Source organism: Escherichia sp. E.sYA108 (assembly GCF_011754335.1).
Classification (GTDB): Bacteria; Pseudomonadota; Gammaproteobacteria; order Enterobacterales; family Enterobacteriaceae; genus Escherichia; species Escherichia coli.
This window is the reverse complement of the sequence record NZ_JAAQVZ010000001.1, coordinates 4,286,965-4,307,220: the sequence shown is the minus strand read 5'-3', so window position 1 is coordinate 4,307,220 and position 20,256 is coordinate 4,286,965. Positions and strand designations below refer to the sequence as shown.

Here is a 20,256-nt window from a genome sequence, read left to right as displayed (position 1 = left end):
TCTTTTCCTCGGGAGGTTACCTTGTTTCTCGCACAAGAAATTATTCGTAAAAAACGTGATGGTCATGCGCTAAGCGATGAAGAAATTCGTTTCTTTATCAACGGTATTCGCGACAACACTATCTCCGAAGGGCAGATTGCCGCCCTCGCGATGACCATTTTCTTCCACGATATGACAATGCCTGAGCGTGTCTCGCTGACCATGGCGATGCGAGATTCAGGAACCGTTCTCGACTGGAAAAGCCTGCATCTGAATGGCCCGATTGTTGATAAACACTCCACCGGCGGCGTCGGCGATGTGACTTCGCTGATGTTGGGGCCGATGGTCGCAGCCTGCGGCGGCTATATTCCGATGATCTCTGGTCGCGGCCTCGGTCATACTGGCGGTACGCTCGACAAACTGGAATCCATCCCTGGCTTCGACATTTTCCCGGATGACAACCGTTTCCGCGAAATTATTAAAGACGTCGGCGTGGCGATTATCGGCCAGACCAGCTCACTGGCTCCGGCAGATAAACGTTTCTACGCGACCCGCGATATTACCGCAACCGTGGACTCCATCCCGCTGATCACTGCCTCGATCCTGGCGAAGAAACTGGCGGAAGGTCTGGATGCGCTGGTGATGGACGTGAAAGTGGGTAGCGGCGCGTTTATGCCGACCTACGAACTCTCTGAAGCCCTTGCCGAAGCGATTGTTGGCGTGGCTAACGGCGCTGGCGTGCGCACCACCGCGCTGCTCACCGACATGAATCAGGTACTGGCCTCCAGTGCAGGTAACGCGGTTGAAGTTCGTGAAGCGGTGCAGTTCCTGACGGGTGAATATCGTAACCCGCGTCTGTTTGATGTCACGATGGCGCTGTGCGTGGAGATGCTGATCTCCGGCAAACTGGCGAAAGATGACGCCGAAGCGCGCGCGAAATTGCAGGCGGTGCTGGACAACGGTAAAGCGGCAGAAGTCTTTGGTCGTATGGTAGCGGCACAAAAAGGCCCGACCGACTTCGTTGAGAACTACGCGAAGTATCTGCCGACAGCGATGCTGACGAAAGCAGTCTATGCTGATACCGAAGGTTTTGTCAGTGAAATGGATACCCGCGCGCTGGGGATGGCAGTGGTTGCAATGGGCGGCGGTCGTCGTCAGGCATCTGACACCATTGATTACAGCGTCGGCTTTACTGATATGGCGCGTTTGGGCGACCAGGTAGACGGTCAGCGTCCGCTGGCGGTTATCCACGCGAAAGACGAAAACAGCTGGCAGGAAGCGGCGAAAGCGGTGAAAGCGGCAATTAAACTTGCCGATAAAGCACCGGAAAGCACACCAACTGTCTATCGCCGTATCAGCGAATAACGGTATACTGATCTGATCATTTAAATTTGAAGCACTGAGTACGGAGAACATATGAAACGTGCATTTATTATGGTGCTGGACTCATTCGGCATCGGCGCTACAGAAGATGCAGAACGCTTTGGTGACGTCGGGGCTGACACCCTGGGTCATATCGCAGAAGCCTGTGCCAAAGGCGAAGCTGATAACGGTCGTAAAGGCCCGCTCAATCTGCCAAATCTGACCCGTCTGGGGCTGGCGAAAGCACACGAAGGTTCTACCGGTTTCATTCCGGCGGGAATGGACGGCAACGCTGAAGTTATCGGCGCGTACGCATGGGCGCACGAAATGTCATCCGGTAAAGATACCCCGTCTGGTCACTGGGAAATCGCCGGTGTCCCGGTTCTGTTTGAGTGGGGATATTTCTCCGATCACGAAAACAGCTTCCCGCAAGAGCTGCTGGATAAACTGGTTGAACGCGCTAATCTGCCGGGTTACCTCGGTAACTGCCACTCTTCCGGTACGGTCATTCTGGATCAGCTGGGCGAAGAGCACATGAAAACCGGCAAGCCGATTTTCTATACCTCCGCTGACTCTGTGTTCCAGATTGCCTGCCACGAAGAAACCTTTGGCCTGGATAAACTCTACGAACTGTGCGAAATCGCCCGTGAAGAGCTGACCAACGGCGGCTACAACATCGGTCGTGTTATCGCTCGTCCGTTTATCGGTGACAAAGCCGGTAACTTCCAGCGTACCGGTAACCGTCACGACCTGGCTGTTGAGCCGCCAGCACCGACCGTGCTGCAGAAACTGGTTGATGAAAAACACGGTCAGGTGGTTTCTGTCGGTAAAATTGCAGACATCTACGCCAACTGCGGTATCACCAAGAAAGTGAAAGCAACTGGCCTGGACGCGCTGTTTGACGCCACCATCAAAGAGATGAAAGAAGCGGGTGATAACACCATCGTCTTCACCAACTTCGTTGACTTCGACTCTTCCTGGGGCCACCGTCGCGACGTCGCCGGTTATGCTGCGGGTCTGGAGCTGTTCGACCGCCGTCTGCCGGAGCTGATGTCTTTGCTGCGCGATGACGACATCCTGATCCTCACTGCTGACCACGGTTGTGATCCGACCTGGACCGGTACTGACCACACGCGTGAACACATTCCGGTACTGGTTTACGGCCCGAAAGTAAAACCGGGTTCACTGGGTCACCGTGAAACCTTCGCGGATATCGGCCAGACTCTGGCAAAATATTTTGGTACTTCTGATATGGAATATGGCAAAGCCATGTTCTGATGGATTTGGGCGGAGCGTTGACTCCGCCTTTGTTATGTCACAAAAAGGATAAAACAATGGCTACCCCACACATTAATGCAGAAATGGGCGATTTCGCTGACGTAGTTTTGATGCCAGGCGACCCGCTGCGTGCGAAGTATATTGCTGAAACTTTCCTTGAAGATGCCCGTGAAGTGAACAACGTTCGCGGTATGCTGGGCTTCACCGGTACTTACAAAGGCCGCAAAATTTCCGTAATGGGTCACGGTATGGGTATCCCGTCCTGCTCCATCTACACCAAAGAACTGATCACCGATTTCGGCGTGAAGAAAATTATCCGCGTGGGTTCCTGTGGCGCAGTTCTGCCGCACGTAAAACTACGCGACGTCGTTATCGGTATGGGTGCCTGCACCGATTCCAAAGTTAACCGCATCCGTTTTAAAGACCATGACTTTGCCGCTATCGCTGACTTTGACATGGTGCGTAACGCGGTAGACGCGGCTAAAGCACTGGGCGTTGATGCTCGCGTGGGTAACCTGTTCTCCGCTGACCTGTTCTACTCTCCGGACGGCGAAATGTTCGACGTGATGGAAAAATACGGCATCCTCGGCGTGGAAATGGAAGCGGCTGGTATCTACGGCGTCGCTGCAGAATTTGGCGCGAAAGCCCTGACCATCTGCACCGTGTCTGACCACATCCGCACTCACGAGCAGACCACTGCCGCTGAGCGTCAGACCACCTTCAACGACATGATCAAAATCGCACTGGAATCCGTTCTGCTGGGCGATAAAGAGTAATTGTGTTTCGCTGAAAGGCGAACGTCGTGTTAAGCCGGAGCAGGAGACTGCTCCGGCTTTTTAGTATCTATTCATCAATAGCAACTGATTTATAGATTTACTATTATTTTTCATATGGATAGAAAATAAAATCCATTCAAGTATCTATTCACGAATCTATTCATTTATGTTCAGCCGTCATCCAGGAAGGGCATATCAGCAACTCTGGTGGACAACCATAAATTTCTGCCATTTTGCTTTTGATGTTTGAGCTAAGCCGTTCCGTCTTTTCGATCTGTTTTAGAGAATTAATCGAGATACCTAACATTTTACTTACTTCAGCAAGCGATAATTTATGCCTGATACGCACGGCGGCTAGCCAGGAAATACGCTGGCTTAACATTAAATTGATAATCTCCCGCTCCTGGTTTTCCAGATCGATCATATTCCCTTCCTTTGGTATTTTAATCAGCGAGTTACCTTACCGCCCCCGCTATCCACGTCGACAACTCCCGTAGCTCTTTTTCCTGGTCCGGGAAGTCAACCAACAGCGCTTCGCACTCTTGTTGCAGCATATCCGCGCGGTACAGGCAGCCTTGCAGTCGCCCGGCGAGGGCTTCCAGCGGCGCGGGGTTGAGGCTGTCGGTAAACACCTGGGCGCGGGTGATATGGCCTTTTTCAACGTCGAAATGCAGTTCCACGCCGCCCCAGCTAAAGCGTTCATCCAGCAGATGCGAGAATGCCGGAGCCTGACCGAAGTTCCATTCCCAGCTACTCTGACGGGCAAAGGTTTCGGCGAAGTTTGGCAAGTCTGGCGTTTTGTCCGGGGAGATGATTTCCGCTTCTACACGCTCGCCATAATGGGCGAAAAAGGCCTTGGTTATGACCTCGCAAACCTGCTCATGGGTGATCCCCGGCAGCAGCTCGGTGAGGTTGGTCACGCGGGAACGCACTGAGGTAATGCCTTTCGCCGCCAGTTTCTTTTTATCCGGATTGAGATAGTTTGCCAGGCGGCTAAGGTCGGCATTGAGCAGCAAAGTGCCGTGGTGGAAGCCACGATCTTTGGTTTCGCGATAGGCCGAGCCTGAGACTTTGCGGTCGCCTTCGACTGTTTTCACCACCAGATCGTTACGCCCGGACGCTTCGGCGCTGACGCCGAGCGCGTTCAGCGCATTGAGCACAATCGACGTAGAGATGGTTTTATCGTACTCCGGCTTGCCAGCCATAAAGGTAAAGCAGGTATTGCCGAGATCGTGGAACACCGCGCCGCCACCGCTACTGCGCCGCGCCAGGCGGACGTTATCTTCTTCCATCCGCCGGGTATTACACTCTTTCCACGGGTTCTGCGCGCGACCAATCACTACCGTGTCGGCATTGCGCCAGAGAAACAGAACGCGCTGCGTGGCGGGCATTTGGCGAAAAATACACTCTTCCACCGCCAGGTTAAACCACGGGTCGTAAGAGTCAGAGATGAGCAGGCGTAATGTGGACATAACGATTTCCTTTCTTGTAGTAATGGGTCACTCTTTTTTCTCGCTTTCTTCCTCTTCCGGCACCGGTTTGCTGGCGGTTAACAGGAAGGGCGATTGCTGCCAGCGGGTGCGTTTACCCTGTAGCAGCGTGCGGGTCAGCACTACGCCGATTGCCAGTGAGAGCAGCAACATCAGGCGTAAAATGTTAGTGGTGTTATCCACCTGTTGGGCTTCGGTGGCGAGCGTATGGGTGTCGAGTGTCAGGCGCAGATAGCCGAGCGGTCCGTTTTTACCCGCAATTGGCTCGACAATCTGCTGGTTAAAATAGCCGCCTGCTTTTTTACCGTCGAGCGCCAGCCGGTCGCGCACTTCGACGCTTTCGCCTGAACGGGCGATAAGATCGCCTTGTTCGTCATACACACCCGCGTCGAGGATGCGGCTTTCATCCGTTAACTGATCGAGGATCGCCTGAATGCGTTTTTCATCTGGTGAGTCGGTACGCATCAGCGGTGCAACGTTCAGCGTTACCTGACGCGCCAGGGTGCGGGCCAGTTCTTCCAGCTGTGGATTACGTTGTCGCTGGTGGTTTTGACTAAACCATGACGCTCCCTGCATCAGCGCCACTAACAAGGCAAGACAGAACAGGACAATCACTGCCCGATGCAGCCGGAATTTCAGTTTTGTGCGAGCCATCTTCCACCCTTTGAAAATTTGAGACTTAATGTTGCCAGAAGCAATGGATACAAGGTAGCCTCATGCGTTATTTTCCCTGCTTCGAACGATTTTACAGGAGCCTTAATGCCTAACATTACCTGGTGCGACCTGCCTGAAGATGTCTCTTTATGGCCGGGTCTGCCTCTTTCATTAAGTGGTGATGAAGTGATGCCACTGGATTACCACGCAGGTCGTAGCGGCTGGCTGCTGTATGGTCGTGGGCTGGATAAACAACGCCTGACCCAATACCAGAGCAAACTGGGCGCGGCGATGGTGATTGTTGCCGCCTGGTGCGTGGAAGATTATCAGGTGATTCGTCTGGCAGGTTCACTCACCGCGCGCGCTACGCGCCTGGCCCATGAAGCGCAACTGGATGTCGCGCCGCTGGGGAAAATCCCGCACCTGCGCACGCCGGGTTTGCTGGTGATGGACATGGATTCCACCGCCATCCAGATTGAATGTATTGATGAAATTGCCAAACTGGCCGGAACGGGCGAGATGGTGGCGGAGGTAACCGAACGGGCGATGCGCGGCGAACTCGATTTTACCGCCAGCCTGCGCAGCCGCGTGGCGACGCTGAAAGGCGCTGATGCCAATATTCTGCAACAGGTGCGTGAAAATCTGCCGCTGATGCCAGGCTTAACGCAGCTGGTGCTCAAGCTGGAAACGCTGGGCTGGAAAGTGGCGATTGCCTCCGGCGGCTTTACTTTCTTTGCTGAATACCTGCGCGACAAGCTGCGCCTGACCGCCGTGGTAGCCAATGAACTGGAGATCATGGACGGTAAATTTACCGGCAATGTGATCGGCGACATCGTTGACGCGCAGTACAAAGCGAAAACTCTGACCCGCCTCGCGCAGGAGTATGAAATCCCGCTGGCGCAGACCGTGGCGATTGGCGATGGAGCCAATGACCTGCCGATGATCAAAGCGGCAGGGCTGGGGATTGCCTACCATGCCAAGCCAAAAGTGAATGAAAAGACGGAAGTCACCATCCGTCACGCTGACCTGATGGGGGTATTCTGCATCCTCTCTGGCAGCCTGAATCAGAAGTAATTGCCTGCCCGTCATCCTGCGGGCGGCACAGCATTAACGAGGTACACCGTGGCAAAAGCTCCAAAACGCGCCTTTGTTTGTAATGAATGCGGGGCCGATTATCCGCGCTGGCAGGGGCAGTGCAGTGCCTGTCATGCCTGGAACACCATCACCGAGGTGCGTCTTGCTGCGTCGCCAACGGTGGCGCGTAACGAGCGTCTCAGTGGCTATGCCGGTAGCGCCGGGGTGGCAAAAGTCCAGAAACTCTCCGACATCAGCCTTGAAGAGCTGCCGCGTTTTTCCACCGGATTTAAAGAGTTCGACCGCGTATTAGGCGGCGGCGTGGTACCGGGAAGTGCCATTCTGATTGGCGGTAACCCAGGCGCGGGGAAATCCACGCTGTTGCTGCAAACGCTGTGCAAACTGGCCCAGCAGATGAAAACGCTGTATGTCACCGGCGAAGAGTCGCTGCAACAGGTGGCAATGCGCGCTCATCGCCTTGGCCTGCCGACTGACAATCTCAATATGTTGTCGGAAACCAGCATCGAGCAGATCTGCCTGATTGCTGAAGAAGAGCAACCGAAGCTGATGGTAATTGACTCCATCCAGGTGATGCATATGGCGGATGTACAGTCATCGCCTGGTAGCGTGGCGCAGGTGCGTGAAACGGCGGCTTATTTGACACGCTTCGCCAAAACGCGCGGTGTGGCGATTGTCATGGTTGGACACGTAACCAAAGATGGCTCGCTGGCGGGCCCTAAAGTGCTGGAACACTGTATCGACTGTTCGGTGCTTTTGGATGGCGATGCCGACTCCCGTTTTCGCACCTTGCGCAGCCATAAAAACCGCTTCGGCGCGGTGAATGAGCTGGGCGTCTTCGCGATGACCGAACAGGGGCTGCGTGAAGTCAGCAACCCTTCGGCAATTTTCTTAAGTCGCGGAGATGAAGTGACCTCCGGCAGCTCCGTGATGGTGGTGTGGGAAGGAACGCGTCCGTTGCTGGTGGAGATTCAGGCGCTGGTCGATCACTCGATGATGGCGAATCCGCGCCGCGTGGCGGTAGGTCTGGAGCAAAACCGTCTGGCAATCCTGCTGGCTGTCTTGCACCGTCACGGTGGTCTGCAAATGGCCGATCAGGATGTATTTGTGAACGTGGTCGGTGGTGTGAAGGTAACCGAAACCAGTGCCGACTTAGCGTTACTGCTGGCGATGGTTTCCAGCCTGCGTGACAGACCGCTACCGCAGGATCTGGTGGTGTTTGGTGAAGTCGGGCTGGCAGGGGAGATCCGCCCGGTGCCCAGCGGTCAGGAGCGAATCTCTGAAGCGGCGAAACACGGTTTTCGCCGGGCGATTGTTCCGGCGGCTAACGTGCCGAAAAAAGCGCCGGAAGGGATGCAGATTTTTGGCGTTAAAAAACTCTCCGACGCGCTTAGCGTGTTCGACGACTTATAATGAGAGATACGGAGGGAGATATGTCGTCATTTGATTACCTGAAAACTGCCATCAAGCAACAGGGCTGCACGTTACAGCAGGTAGCTGATGCCAGCGGTATGACCAAAGGGTATTTAAGCCAGTTACTGAATGCCAAAATTAAAAGCCCCAGCGCGCAAAAGCTGGAGGCGTTGCACCGTTTTTTGGGGCTTGAATTTCCCCGGCAGAAGAAAACCATTGGTGTCGTATTCGGTAAGTTCTACCCGCTGCATACCGGACATATCTACCTTATCCAGCGCGCCTGTAGCCAGGTTGACGAGCTGCATATCATTATGGGTTTTGACGATACCCGCGACCGCGCGTTGTTTGAAGACAGCGCCATGTCGCAGCAGCCCACGGTGCCGGATCGTCTGCGCTGGTTATTGCAAACTTTTAAATATCAGAAAAATATTCGCATTCATGCTTTCAACGAAGAGGGCATGGAGCCGTATCCGCATGGCTGGGATGTGTGGAGCAACGGCATCAAAAAGTTTATGGCTGAAAAGGGGATCCAGCCGGACCTGATCTACACCTCGGAAGAAGCCGATGCGCCACAGTATATGGAACATCTGGGGATCGAGACGGTACTGGTCGATCCGAAACGTACCTTTATGAGTATCAGCGGTGCGCAGATCCGCGAAAACCCGTTCCGCTACTGGGAATATATTCCTACGGAAGTGAAGCCGTTCTTTGTGCGTACCGTGGCGATCCTTGGCGGCGAGTCGAGCGGTAAATCCACCCTGGTAAACAAACTTGCCAATATCTTCAATACCACCAGTGCGTGGGAATATGGTCGCGATTATGTCTTTTCACACCTCGGCGGTGATGAGATCGCATTGCAGTATTCCGACTACGATAAAATCGCGCTGGGCCACGCACAATACATTGATTTTGCAGTGAAATACGCCAATAAAGTGGCGTTTATTGACACTGATTTTGTCACTACCCAGGCGTTCTGCAAAAAGTACGAAGGGCGTGAGCATCCGTTCGTGCAGGCGTTGATTGATGAATACCGTTTCGATCTGGTGATCCTGCTGGAGAACAACACGCCGTGGGTGGCGGATGGTTTACGCAGCCTCGGCAGTTCGGTGGATCGCAAAGAGTTCCAGAACTTGCTGGTGGAGATGCTGGAAGAGAACAATATCGAATTCGTGCGGGTTGAAGAGGACGATTATGACAGCCGTTTCCTGCGCTGCGTGGAGCTGGTGCGGGAGATGATGGGGGAGCAGAGATAACCGCGATGAAACGGCTCAAAGGCGAGGTATAAAATAAGTTTTTTGATGAGTTGAAAACCTTTCTGGAAGAGGCTGTCGAGATTAAACAAGGTTTGAAAAAACCTGCACGGGTGACCCGCTACGAAATTGCGGATACTAAGGCTGTTGTAGGCCGGAAAAGGCGTTCACGCCGTATCCGGCATTCGGTGCTCAATGCCTGATGCGACGCTTACCGCGTCTTATCAGGCCTGGAGATTCACAACGTATTGAAATTTCTTGGTTTGTAGGCCGGATAAGGCGTTCACGCCGCATCCGGCATTTTACGCATTACTTCGCAATACGCTTGTACTTGATACGCTTCGGCTCCAGTGCGTCTGCGCCCAGCGTGCGTTTCTTGTACTCTTCGTACTCAGTAAAGTTACCTTCGAAGAACTCAACTTTACCTTCATCCTGGTAGTCCAGGATGTGCGTGGCGATACGGTCGAGGAACCAACGGTCGTGCGAGATAACCATCGCACAGCCCGGGAACTCCAGCAGGGCGTTTTCCAGCGCGCGCAGGGTTTCGATATCCAGGTCGTTGGTTGGTTCGTCGAGCAGCAGCATGTTGCCGCCAACCTGCAGCAGCTTCGCCAGATGCAGACGACCGCGCTCACCACCGGAAAGTTCACCAACGCGTTTACCCTGATCAACCCCTTTAAAGTTAAAGCGGCCAACGTAGGCGCGGCTTGGCATCTCGGTGTTGCCGATCTTCATAATATCCAGCCCGCCGGAAACTTCTTCCCAAACGGTTTTGCTGTTATCCATTGAGTCACGGAACTGATCAACCGATGCCAGTTTCACCGTTTCACCTAAAGTGATGGTGCCGCTGTCCGGCTGTTCCTGACCAGAGATCATACGGAACAGGGTCGATTTACCCGCGCCGTTCGGACCGATGATCCCGACGATTGCCCCTTTCGGGATCGAGAAGCTCAGGTCATCAATCAGCAGGCGATCACCGTAGGATTTACGCAGGTTGCTGACTTCCAGCACTTTATCGCCCAGACGCGGTCCAGGTGGAATAAACAGTTCGTTGGTTTCGTTACGTTTCTGATATTCGGTGCTGTTCAGCTCTTCAAAGCGTGCCAGACGTGCTTTACCTTTCGACTGGCGGCCTTTAGTTCCCTGACGTACCCACTCCAGCTCTTTCTCGATCGACTTACGACGCGCCGCTTCTTGTGAAGCTTCCTGCGCCAGGCGCTGATCTTTCTGCTCCAGCCAGGAGGAGTAGTTGCCTTCCCACGGAATACCTTCACCGCGGTCAAGTTCGAGGATCCAGCCTGCAACGTTATCGAGGAAGTAACGGTCGTGGGTAATCGCCACCACGGTGCCCTCGAAGTCGTGCAGGAAGCGTTCCAGCCAGGCCACGGATTCGGCATCCAGGTGGTTGGTCGGTTCGTCGAGCAGCAGCATGTCTGGTTTTTCCAGCAGCAGGCGGCACAACGCTACGCGACGACGCTCACCACCGGAGAGGTTAGCGATTTTCGCGTCCCAGTCCGGCAGACGTAGCGCATCCGCCGCACGCTCCAGCTGTACGTTCAGGTTATGACCGTCGTGAGCCTGAATGATCTCTTCCAGACGGCCTTGTTCAGCGGCCAGCTTGTCAAAATCGGCATCCGGATCGGCGTACAGCGCATACACTTCATCCAGGCGTTTCAGGGCGTTAACCACTTCAGAAACCGCTTCTTCAATGGACTCACGCACGGTGTGTTCCGGGTTCAGCTGCGGTTCCTGCGGCAGGTAACCAATCTTGATGTCTGGCTGCGGACGCGCTTCACCTTCGATGTCTTTATCAATGCCCGCCATAATGCGCAGCAGGGTAGACTTACCCGCGCCGTTCAGACCCAGGACACCAATTTTTGCCCCAGGGAAGAAACTCAGAGAGATGTTTTTCAAAATATGACGTTTCGGCGGAACAACTTTGCCGACACGATGCATGGTATAAACGAATTGAGCCACGTTGGACTTCGCCTCTATGTTTATCGTGATGATGAGTTTTCAAAGGCGAAGTGTAGCCTTTTTCCCCGCCTAATCCCAGTTGGTCGATCACCTTCGCAGTAAAAGTAAAAAAGTGTCCGTAACGTGGCGTAAACGGCAATGACTGGTTAGCATAAATCTATTACGCGGCATGACGCTGCATTGATGTATTTACACTTAGAGGATGCGCTTGTGGAAAAAGCCAAACAAGTTACCTGGCGGCTGTTGGCTGCCGGTGTCTGTCTGCTGACGGTCAGCAGCGTGGCGCGAGCCGACTCACTGGATGAGCAGCGTAGCCGTTACGCGCAAATCAAGCAGGCCTGGGATAATCGACAAATGGATGTGGTCGAACAAATGATGCCTGGACTGAAGGATTATCCGCTTTATCCCTACCTGGAATACCGCCAGATCACCGATGATCTGATGAATCAACCGGCGGTGACGGTCACTAACTTTGTTCGCGCTAACCCCACGCTTCCTCCCGCTCGCACGCTGCAATCTCGTTTCGTCAATGAACTGGCGCGGCGTGAAGACTGGCGTGGCTTGTTAGCCTTTAGCCCGGAAAAGCCCGGAACTACCGAAGCGCAATGTAATTACTACTATGCGAAATGGAACACCGGGCAGAGTGAAGAAGCCTGGCAAGGGGCGAAAGAGCTGTGGCTAACCGGCAAGAGCCAGCCTAACGCCTGTGACAAGTTATTTAGCGTCTGGCGTGCGTCAGGTAAACAAGATCCGCTGGCTTATTTAGAGCGTATCCGTCTGGCGATGAAAGCGGGTAACACTGGCCTGGTAACAGTGCTGGCAGGGCAGATGCCTGCCGATTACCAGACTATCGCCTCGGCAATCATTTCACTGGCGAACAACCCTAATACGGTACTGACCTTCGCGCGTACAACCGGAGCGACCGATTTTACCCGTCAAATGGCGGCGGTGGCGTTTGCCAGTGTGGCGCGGCAGGATGCTGAAAATGCACGGCTGATGATCCCGTCGCTTGCCCAGGCGCAGCAGCTTAATGAAGATCATATTCAGGAGCTGCGCGATATCGTCGCCTGGCGTTTGATGGGCAACGATGTCACCGACGAGCAGGCGAAATGGCGCGATGACGCCATTATGCGCTCGCAATCCACGTCGTTGATTGAACGCCGTGTGCGAATGGCACTTGGCACCGGCGATCGTCGCGGCCTGAATACCTGGCTGGCGCGTCTGCCGATGGAAGCAAAAGAGAAAGATGAATGGCGTTACTGGCAGGCGGATTTATTGCTGGAACGCGGACGTGAAGCTGAAGCGAAAGAGATTTTGCATCAACTCATGCAACAGCGTGGTTTCTACCCGATGGTTGCAGCACAACGCATCGGAGAAGAGTATGAGCTGAAGATTGATAAAGCGCCGCAGAATGTTGACAGCGCCCTGACTCAGGGGCCGGAGATGGCGCGCGTGCGCGAGTTGATGTACTGGAATCTCGATAACACCGCGCGTAGCGAGTGGGCCAATCTGGTGAAGAGCAAGTCAAAAACAGAGCAGGCTCAACTGGCTCGGTATGCTTTCAATAACCAATGGTGGGATCTTAGCGTTCAGGCAACGATCGCCGGGAAGCTTTGGGATCATCTGGAAGAGCGATTCCCGCTGGCTTACAACGATCTTTTCAAACGTTACACCAGTGGGAAAGAGATCCCGCAAAGCTATGCGATGGCGATTGCCCGTCAGGAGAGCGCCTGGAATCCGAAAGTGAAATCACCGGTAGGGGCCAGCGGCCTGATGCAGATTATGCCTGGTACAGCGACCCATACGGTGAAGATGTTCTCTATTCCTGGTTATAGCAGCCCTGGGCAATTGCTGGATCCGGAAACGAATATCAACATTGGCACCAGTTACCTGCAATATGTTTATCAGCAGTTTGGCAATAACCGTATTTTCTCCTCAGCAGCTTATAACGCCGGACCTGGACGGGTGCGAACCTGGCTTGGCAACAGCGCCGGGCGTATCGACGCTGTGGCATTTGTCGAGAGTATTCCGTTCTCCGAGACGCGCGGTTATGTGAAGAACGTGCTGGCTTATGACGCTTACTACCGCTATTTCATGGGGGATAAACCGACGTTGATGAGCGCCACGGAATGGGGACGTCGTTACTGATCCGCACGTTTATGATATGCTATCGTACTCTTTAGCGAGTACAACCGGGGGAGGCATTTTGCTTCCCCCGCTAACAATGGCGACATATTATGGCCCAACAATCACCCTATTCAGCAGCGATGGCAGAACAGCGTCACCAGGAGTGGTTACGTTTTGTCGACCTGCTTAAGAATGCCTACCAAAACGATCTCCATTTACCGTTGTTAAACCTGATGCTGACGCCAGATGAGCGCGAAGCGTTGGGGACTCGCGTGCGTATTGTCGAAGAGCTGTTGCGCGGCGAAATGAGCCAGCGTGAGTTAAAAAATGAACTCGGCGCGGGCATCGCGACGATTACGCGTGGATCTAACAGCCTGAAAGCCGCGCCCGTTGAGCTGCGCCAGTGGCTGGAAGAGGTGTTGCTGAAAAGCGATTGATTTTGTAGGCCTGATAAGACGCGGCAGCGTCGCATCAGGCATCGTGCACCGAATGCCGGATGCGGCGTGAACGCCTTATCCGTCCTACAATGCCTGATACACGGCATTATGAAACGGACTCAGCGCCAGGATCACCGCCTGGTGATAGACGCTGGCGCGGGTGAGTTTCCCGGCGGTAAACACGCCGATCGCCCCTTCCTTACGACCAATCTCATCAATACCGGTATAACGCGACATCACGGGGCCGAGCGCCTCGCCTTCACGCACTTTTTCCAGAATCACCGCAGGCAACGGCAAAGTAGCCGAACGCGCCTCGCCGCGCTGGCTGGCGTTTTCAATCACCACCCAACTGAAAGTGCTGTCACCATCGATGCCAGCTTCAATCGCCACCCAAAAATCAGCCTCTGGAAGTAAACGGCGGGCATTTGCTACCCGATTTCGTGCGCCAGCGCGCGTTTCCTCACTGCCAAAGGGTTGTTCCGGTACACCGCTCTCGACGGCAACGGATGCAATATGGCAGGATCCTTCGCCGAAGATCTCGTGAAATGCCTGCAGAATGGCCTGAATTTTAGCGGGATTGGTGGTCGCACAGACAACTTGGTGCATAATCAGCATTACTCAGAAAATTAACGTTACAGCAGTATACGGAAAAAAAGCATGTTACAGGTATACCTAGTCCGCCACGGTGAAACGCAGTGGAACGCCGAGCGACGTATTCAGGGCCAGTCTGACAGCCCGCTGACCGCCAAAGGTGAGCAACAGGCGATGCAGGTGGCAACCCGTGCCAAAGAGCTTGGCATTACGCATATCATCAGTAGCGATTTAGGACGCACCCGGCGTACGGCGGAAATCATCGCCCAGGCCTGCGGCTGTGACATCATCTTTGATTCTCGCCTGCGTGAATTAAACATGGGTGTGCTGGAAAAAAGACATATCGATTCTCTGACCGAAGAAGAAGAGAACTGGCGTCGGCAGCTGGTCAATGGCACCGTTGACGGGCGTATTCCTGAAGGCGAGTCAATGCAGGAGCTCAGCGATCGCGTCAATGCGGCACTGGAATCTTGCCGGGACTTACCGCAGGGAAGCCGACCGCTGCTGGTGAGTCATGGTATTGCACTGGGATGCCTGGTGAGTACGATTCTCGGATTACCAGCATGGGCAGAGCGCCGCTTACGTCTGCGTAACTGTTCTATTTCGCGCGTGGATTATCAGGAAAGCCTGTGGCTGGCGTCTGGCTGGGTTGTTGAAACCGCAGGGGACATCTCGCATCTGGACGCCCCTGCATTAGATGAGTTGCAGCGTTAACGACGGATCGGAATCAGCAGTTCACAGCGCAGATTAATTGGGCGATCTCCTGCTTTGGCATCTTCTGCCGGGTAGTATCGCTCAATATCCTGACCTTTACGGCGCGTCAGGTTAAGCATTGGCATGCATGTTCCATATACCGTCAGGATAAACTCCTGCACGCCGGTTCCCAGACCTTCATAGGTAAACATCACATATTCGCCGCCCTGCAGCATCACCGGATGCCCCGTCAGTACATAGCCATCTGCCTGATCCTGGGCTAACGCGGTGGTATAGAATACTTCTTGTTCGTCGTCTTTATCCTGACTCGGACGCGTTTCATTCAGGCCGTAGAGCACCGGCGGAATGGTCGGCGCGTTGCCGAGAAAATCGTGCCAGAACTGATAACGCATTTCATGGCGGAAATCAGAGATTTGCTCCAGCGAACAGGAGTAGCTCTGGGTAACACCAATCAGCGGCGTATCTTCCAGGGTGACAAATTTGTGCTCTGGCATAGTGAATTCACCCAGACGTAGCGGCGGGCGAATACCAAAGGCGCTCCATTCAGGAGAACGGCGGTAAAGTGCAGGAGTCTGGGCAAACTGCTTCTTGAATGCGCGGGTAAATGTCTGTTGAGAGTCGAAGCGGTATTGCAGCGCGATGTCCAGAATCGGACGCGCAGTCAGGCGTAGTGCGACCGCCGATTTCGACAAACGACGAGCACGAATATACGCGCCAATAGCATGGCCAGTGACATCTTTAAACATTCTCTGTAAGTGCCACTTGGAATAACCTGCTTTCGCCGCTACATTGTCGAGCGACAGGGGCTGATCCAGATGACCTTCCAGCCAGATTAAAAGGTCGCGAATAATGCCGGCCTGATCCATAAAATATCCTCATCCTTTCAACAACGAGCACCTGACATCAGGTAATTGGATAATAGCATTTTTTGCTGTTTTAGCATTCAGTGTTTTTTTCTTAGTAGAGTATGTTTTAGGGCTTGACGGAAATAAAAGTATTGAGATTTTGTTCTTAATCAATATGTTATTTACCGTGACGAACTAATTGCTCGTGTAATAGATAAAAATGGTAACAATATGAAATACAAGCATTTGATCCTGTCTTTAAGCCTGATAATGCTGGGGCCATTGGCTCATGCAGAGGAGATTGGTTCGGTCGACACCGTATTTAAAATGATCGGCCCGGATCACAAAATTGTTGTGGAAGCCTTTGACGATCCCGATGTGAAAAATGTCACCTGTTATGTGAGCCGGGCGAAAACCGGTGGTATTAAAGGGGGATTGGGCCTGGCAGAAGATACCTCCGATGCGGCCATTTCTTGTCAGCAAGTCGGGCCGATTGAACTGTCGGATCGTATTAAAAACGGCAAAGCTCAGGGCGAGGTAGTATTCAAAAAACGCACGTCCCTGGTCTTTAAGTCGTTACAGGTCGTGCGCTTTTATGACGCCAAACGCAACGCGCTCGCTTATCTGGCTTACTCCGACAAAGTTGTAGAAGGTTCGCCGAAAAACGCGATTAGCGCGGTTCCTGTCATGCCGTGGCGGCAATAACAGAGGCGATTTATGCAACGGGAAACGGTCTGGTTAGTGGAAGATGAGCAAGGGATAGCCGACACGCTGGTCTACATGTTGCAGCAGGAAGGTTTTGCCGTCGAGGTCTTTGAGCGAGGCTTGCCGGTGCTGGATAAAGCTCGCCAGCAGGTTCCCGACGTCATGATTCTCGATGTTGGTTTGCCTGATATCAGCGGCTTTGAATTGTGCCGCCAGTTACTGGCGCTCCATCCGGCGTTACCTGTACTGTTCCTGACGGCCCGAAGTGAAGAGGTCGATCGCCTGCTTGGGCTGGAAATTGGCGCTGACGACTATGTGGCTAAACCGTTTTCACCCCGCGAAGTGTGCGCCAGGGTGCGCACCTTACTGCGTCGGGTGAAGAAGTTCTCGACGCCGTCTCCCGTCATCCGTATTGGTCATTTTGAATTGAATGAACCCGCGGCGCAGATCAGCTGGTTTGACACGCCATTAACGCTGACGCGGTATGAGTTTTTATTGCTGAAGACGTTACTCAAGTCGCCAGGCCGCGTCTGGTCCCGCCAGCAACTGATGGATAGCGTGTGGGAAGATGCGCAGGACACCTACGATCGCACCGTCGATACCCACATTAAAACGTTGCGTGCCAAGCTGCGCACCATCAACCCCGATCTTTCACCGATTAATACTCATCGCGGCATGGGATATAGCCTGAGGGGCCTGTAATGCGTATCGGCATGCGGTTGCTGCTGGGCTATTTTTTACTGGTGGCGGTGGCGGCCTGGTTCGTACTGGCTATTTTTGTCAAAGAAGTTAAACCGGGCGTGCGAAGAGCAACGGAGGGGACGTTGATCGACACCGCAACGTTGCTGGCGGAGCTGGCGCGTCCCGATTTGCTCTCTGGGGACACAACGCATGGGCAACTGGCGCAGGCGTTTAATCAGCTACAACATCGCCCGTTTCGCGCCAATATCGGTGGCATTAACAAAGTGCGCAATGAATATCATGTCTATATGACCGATGCGCAGGGCAAAGTATTGTTCGATTCGGCAAATAAAGCCGTTGGACAGGATTATTCGCGCTGGAATGACGTCTGGCTAACGTTGCGTGGTCAGTATGGTGCGCGCAGCACGTTGCAAAATCCTGCCGATCCCGAAAGTTCGGTGATGTATGTTGCCGCACCGATTATGGACGGCTCGCGGCTTATTGGCGTTTTGAGCGTAGGCAAACCGAACGCAGCGATGGCTCCGGTCATTAAGCGTAGCGAGCGGCGAATTTTATGGGCCAGCGCCATTTTGTTGGGGATTGCACTGGTGATTGGCGCAGGCATGGTTTGGTGGATCAACCGCTCTATTGCCAGGCTCACTCGCTATGCTGATTCCGTCACTGACAATAAGCCCGTTCCTCTCCCCGATCTCGGTAGTAGCGAGTTGCGTAAACTCGCGCAGGCGCTGGAAAGTATGCGCGTGAAGCTGGAAGGGAAAAACTATATTGAGCAGTATGTTTATGCGTTAACTCATGAGCTAAAAAGCCCACTGGCGGCGATTCGTGGCGCGGCGGAAATTTTACGCGAAGGTCCGCCGCCGGAAGTGGTGGCTCGTTTTACCGACAACATTCTGACGCAAAATGCGCGAATGCAGGCACTGGTGGAAACGTTACTACGCCAGGCAAGACTGGAGAATCGTCAGGAAGTCGTTCTGACTGCTGTTGATGTGGCGGCATTATTTCGCCGCGTCAGCGAAGCGCGCACCGTGCAGTTGGCAGAAAAAAACATCACTTTGCATGTTATGCCTACTGAGGTTAACGTTGCTTCTGAACCGGCGTTACTGGAGCAGGCGCTGGGGAATTTACTGGATAACGCCATCGATTTTACTCCCGAGAGCGGTTGCATAACGCTAAGCGCCGAAGTGGATCAGGAATACGTCACCCTTAAGGTGCTGGATACCGGTAGTGGGATTCCTGACTACGCGCTGTCACGTATTTTTGAACGCTTTTACTCTTTGCCGCGTGCAAATGGGCAAAAAAGCAGCGGTCTGGGGTTGGCGTTTGTCAGTGAGGTCGCCCGTTTGTTTAACGGCGAAGTCACGCTGCGCAACGTGCAGGAAGGTGGCGTGCTGGCCTCGCTTCGACTTCACCGTCACTTCACATAGCTTCAAATTCTTCCCACATAGCCTTCGTATCCTGCTGCCATTGCAAAGGAGAAGACTATGTTGAAATCCCCCCTGTTCTGGAAAATGACCACCTTGTTTGGTGCAGTATTGCTGTTGTTGATTCCGATAATGCTGATTCGGCAGGTGATTGTCGAACGTGCCGATTACCGTAGCGATGTGGAAGATGTGATTCGCCAAAGTACCAGCGGGCCGCAAAAACTCGTTGGGCCGCTCATCGCTATTCCTGTGACCGAGCTTTATACGGTGCAGGAAGACGATAAAACCGTGGAGCGGAAAAGAAGTTTTATTCATTTTTGGTTACCTGAGTCATTGATGGTTGATGGCAATCAGAACGTGGAAGAACGCAAGATAGGCATCTATACCGGTCAGGTCTGGCACAGTGATTTAACGCTAAAAGCCGATTTCGATGTTTCGCGTCTTAGCGAACTCGACGCGCCAAATATCACCTTAGGCAAGCCATTTATTGTGATTAGCGTCGGGGATGCGCGTGGTATTGGTGTGGTGAAAGCGCCTGAAGTTAACGGTACGGCGCTGACCATTGAACCCGGCACCGGGTTAGAGCAAGGCGGGCAGGGCGTGCATATCCCTTTACCCGAAGGGGACTGGCGCAAGCAGAACCTGAAGCTGAATGTGGCGCTGAATTTAAGCGGTACCGGCGATCTTTCTGTGGTGCCTGGCGGGCGTTATAGCGAAATGACCTTAACCAGCAACTGGCCGCATCCCAGTTTTTTAGGTGATTTTCTACCAGCCAAACGGGAAGTTAGCGAGTCAGGTTTTCAGGCGCAATGGCAAAGTAGCTGGTTTGCTAATAATCTCGGTGAGCGTTTTGCTTCAGGCAATGATACCGGCTGGGAAAACTTCCCCGCGTTTAGCGTCGCAGTGACGACGCCAGCCGATCAATACCAATTAACGGACCGGGCGACTAAGTACGCCATTCTGCTGATTGCGCTGACTTTTATGGCATTCTTTGTTTTTGAAACGCTCACCGCGCAACGTTTACACCCAATGCAATATTTGCTGGTGGGGCTGTCATTGGTGATGTTTTATTTGCTCTTGCTGGCGCTTTCTGAACATACCGGTTTTACTGTGGCATGGATAATCGCCAGTCTGATTGGGGCGTTAATGAACGGTATTTATTTGCAGGCGGTATTGAAAGGCTGGCGTAATAGCATGTTGTTTACCCTCGCGCTGTTGTTGCTGGATGGTGTGATGTGGGGACTGCTCAACTCTGCCGATAGCGCGCTGTTGTTGGGAACCAGTGTACTGGTGGTGGCGCTGGCCGGCATGATGTTTGTGACCCGTAATATCGACTGGTATGCGTTTTCACTGCCGAAAATGAAAGCCAGTAAAGAAGTTACAACGGACGATGAATTACGTATCTGGAAATAAGATAGAAAAATAAAAACGGCGCTAAAAAGC

19 protein-coding genes are annotated in these 20,256 nt (G+C 53.4%); 13 read left to right on the top strand and 6 right to left on the bottom strand.

Annotated elements, in window-relative coordinates; translation table 11 throughout:
- Positions 1-21 precede the first annotated feature (21 nt).
- Genes deoA through deoD form a run of 3 tightly spaced genes read left to right on the top strand, consistent with a single transcriptional unit; the run spans position 22 to position 3,395 of the window.
- Positions 22-1,344 carry a thymidine phosphorylase gene (gene deoA, locus HBM92_RS20615; RefSeq protein ID WP_000477811.1) on the top strand — a complete coding sequence of 441 codons (1,323 nt, stop codon included), beginning with the start codon at positions 22-24 and terminating at the stop codon, positions 1,342-1,344.
- Between the two features lie 51 nt (positions 1,345-1,395).
- The gene (gene deoB / locus HBM92_RS20610; RefSeq protein WP_000816471.1) at positions 1,396-2,619 is read left to right on the top strand and encodes a phosphopentomutase; all 1,224 of its coding nucleotides are present in this window, start codon (positions 1,396-1,398) and stop codon (positions 2,617-2,619) included.
- 56 nt (positions 2,620-2,675) lie between these two features.
- Positions 2,676-3,395 (top strand): purine-nucleoside phosphorylase, encoded by a 720-nt coding sequence (gene deoD, locus HBM92_RS20605; RefSeq protein ID WP_000224879.1) that lies wholly within the window; start codon positions 2,676-2,678, stop codon positions 3,393-3,395.
- Positions 3,396-3,555: 160 nt separating this feature from the next.
- On the opposite strand, the gene HBM92_RS20600 is transcribed toward deoD, so the two are convergent.
- From HBM92_RS20600 to HBM92_RS20590, 3 genes are read right to left on the bottom strand one after another with little or no spacing between them, the layout of a single operon-like run.
- Complete coding sequence (locus HBM92_RS20600) at positions 3,556-3,819, bottom strand: helix-turn-helix domain-containing protein (protein WP_000566155.1); 264 nt, start codon at positions 3,817-3,819, stop codon at positions 3,556-3,558.
- Positions 3,820-3,850: 31 nt separating this feature from the next.
- The gene (gene lplA / locus HBM92_RS20595) at positions 3,851-4,867 is read right to left on the bottom strand and encodes a lipoate--protein ligase LplA (RefSeq protein ID WP_000105890.1); all 1,017 of its coding nucleotides are present in this window, start codon (positions 4,865-4,867) and stop codon (positions 3,851-3,853) included.
- A gap of 27 nt (positions 4,868-4,894) precedes the next feature.
- The gene (locus HBM92_RS20590; protein WP_000124615.1) at positions 4,895-5,539 is read right to left on the bottom strand and encodes a YtjB family periplasmic protein; all 645 of its coding nucleotides are present in this window, start codon (positions 5,537-5,539) and stop codon (positions 4,895-4,897) included.
- Between the two features lie 105 nt (positions 5,540-5,644).
- Between HBM92_RS20590 and serB the strand changes: the two genes are divergently transcribed.
- The 3 genes from serB to nadR are packed head-to-tail and all read left to right on the top strand — an operon-like array spanning position 5,645 to position 9,297.
- Entirely contained in the window at positions 5,645-6,613 is a 969-nt protein-coding gene (gene serB, locus HBM92_RS20585) for a phosphoserine phosphatase (protein ID WP_001132956.1), read from the top strand.
- Positions 6,614-6,661: 48 nt separating this feature from the next.
- Entirely contained in the window at positions 6,662-8,044 is a 1,383-nt protein-coding gene (radA, locus tag HBM92_RS20580; RefSeq protein WP_001029698.1) for a DNA repair protein RadA, read from the top strand.
- 20 nt (positions 8,045-8,064) lie between these two features.
- Positions 8,065-9,297 (top strand): multifunctional transcriptional regulator/nicotinamide-nucleotide adenylyltransferase/ribosylnicotinamide kinase NadR, encoded by a 1,233-nt coding sequence (nadR, locus tag HBM92_RS20575; RefSeq protein ID WP_000093813.1) that lies wholly within the window; start codon positions 8,065-8,067, stop codon positions 9,295-9,297.
- A gap of 306 nt (positions 9,298-9,603) precedes the next feature.
- Here nadR and ettA read toward each other — a convergent pair whose 3' ends face one another.
- A complete protein-coding gene (ettA, locus tag HBM92_RS20570; RefSeq protein ID WP_000046749.1) occupies positions 9,604-11,271 on the bottom strand; it encodes an energy-dependent translational throttle protein EttA in 1,668 nt (555 codons plus the stop codon).
- 210 nt (positions 11,272-11,481) lie between these two features.
- Here ettA and sltY point away from each other — a divergent pair, with 210 nt between their 5' ends.
- A complete protein-coding gene (sltY, locus tag HBM92_RS20565; RefSeq protein ID WP_000409442.1) occupies positions 11,482-13,419 on the top strand; it encodes a murein transglycosylase in 1,938 nt (645 codons plus the stop codon).
- Between the two features lie 89 nt (positions 13,420-13,508).
- Positions 13,509-13,835 (top strand): trp operon repressor, encoded by a 327-nt coding sequence (gene trpR / locus HBM92_RS20560; protein WP_000068679.1) that lies wholly within the window; start codon positions 13,509-13,511, stop codon positions 13,833-13,835.
- Positions 13,836-13,919: 84 nt separating this feature from the next.
- On the opposite strand, the gene yjjX is transcribed toward trpR, so the two are convergent.
- On the bottom strand, positions 13,920-14,441 hold the full coding sequence (yjjX, locus tag HBM92_RS20555; RefSeq protein ID WP_001341279.1) for an inosine/xanthosine triphosphatase: 522 nt from the start codon (positions 14,439-14,441) through the stop codon (positions 13,920-13,922).
- A 51-nt stretch (positions 14,442-14,492) separates the two neighbouring features.
- Here yjjX and gpmB point away from each other — a divergent pair, with 51 nt between their 5' ends.
- A complete protein-coding gene (gene gpmB, locus HBM92_RS20550; RefSeq protein ID WP_000942344.1) occupies positions 14,493-15,140 on the top strand; it encodes a 2,3-diphosphoglycerate-dependent phosphoglycerate mutase GpmB in 648 nt (215 codons plus the stop codon).
- On the opposite strand, the gene robA is transcribed toward gpmB, so the two are convergent.
- Positions 15,137-16,006: an MDR efflux pump AcrAB transcriptional activator RobA gene (gene robA, locus HBM92_RS20545; RefSeq protein WP_000371666.1), complete on the bottom strand. Its 870-nt coding sequence runs from the start codon at positions 16,004-16,006 to the stop codon at positions 15,137-15,139. The genes gpmB and robA overlap by 4 nt on opposite strands.
- Positions 16,007-16,216: 210 nt before the next feature.
- On the opposite strand from robA, the gene creA reads away from it, so the two are divergent.
- The 4 genes from creA to creD are packed head-to-tail and all read left to right on the top strand — an operon-like array spanning position 16,217 to position 20,226.
- Positions 16,217-16,690, top strand: a complete 474-nt coding sequence (gene creA, locus HBM92_RS20540; RefSeq protein WP_000875487.1) for a protein CreA — start codon at positions 16,217-16,219, stop codon at positions 16,688-16,690.
- A gap of 12 nt (positions 16,691-16,702) precedes the next feature.
- Entirely contained in the window at positions 16,703-17,392 is a 690-nt protein-coding gene (gene creB, locus HBM92_RS20535; RefSeq protein ID WP_001188681.1) for a two-component system response regulator CreB, read from the top strand.
- Positions 17,392-18,816 carry a two-component system sensor histidine kinase CreC gene (gene creC / locus HBM92_RS20530; RefSeq protein ID WP_001219625.1) on the top strand — a complete coding sequence of 475 codons (1,425 nt, stop codon included), beginning with the start codon at positions 17,392-17,394 and terminating at the stop codon, positions 18,814-18,816. Before creB ends, creC begins: the two co-directional genes overlap by 1 nt.
- 57 nt (positions 18,817-18,873) lie before the next feature.
- Positions 18,874-20,226, top strand: coding sequence for a cell envelope integrity protein CreD (gene creD, locus HBM92_RS20525; protein WP_000920364.1), 1,353 nt, complete (start codon positions 18,874-18,876; stop codon positions 20,224-20,226).
- Positions 20,227-20,256: the final 30 nt, after the last annotated feature.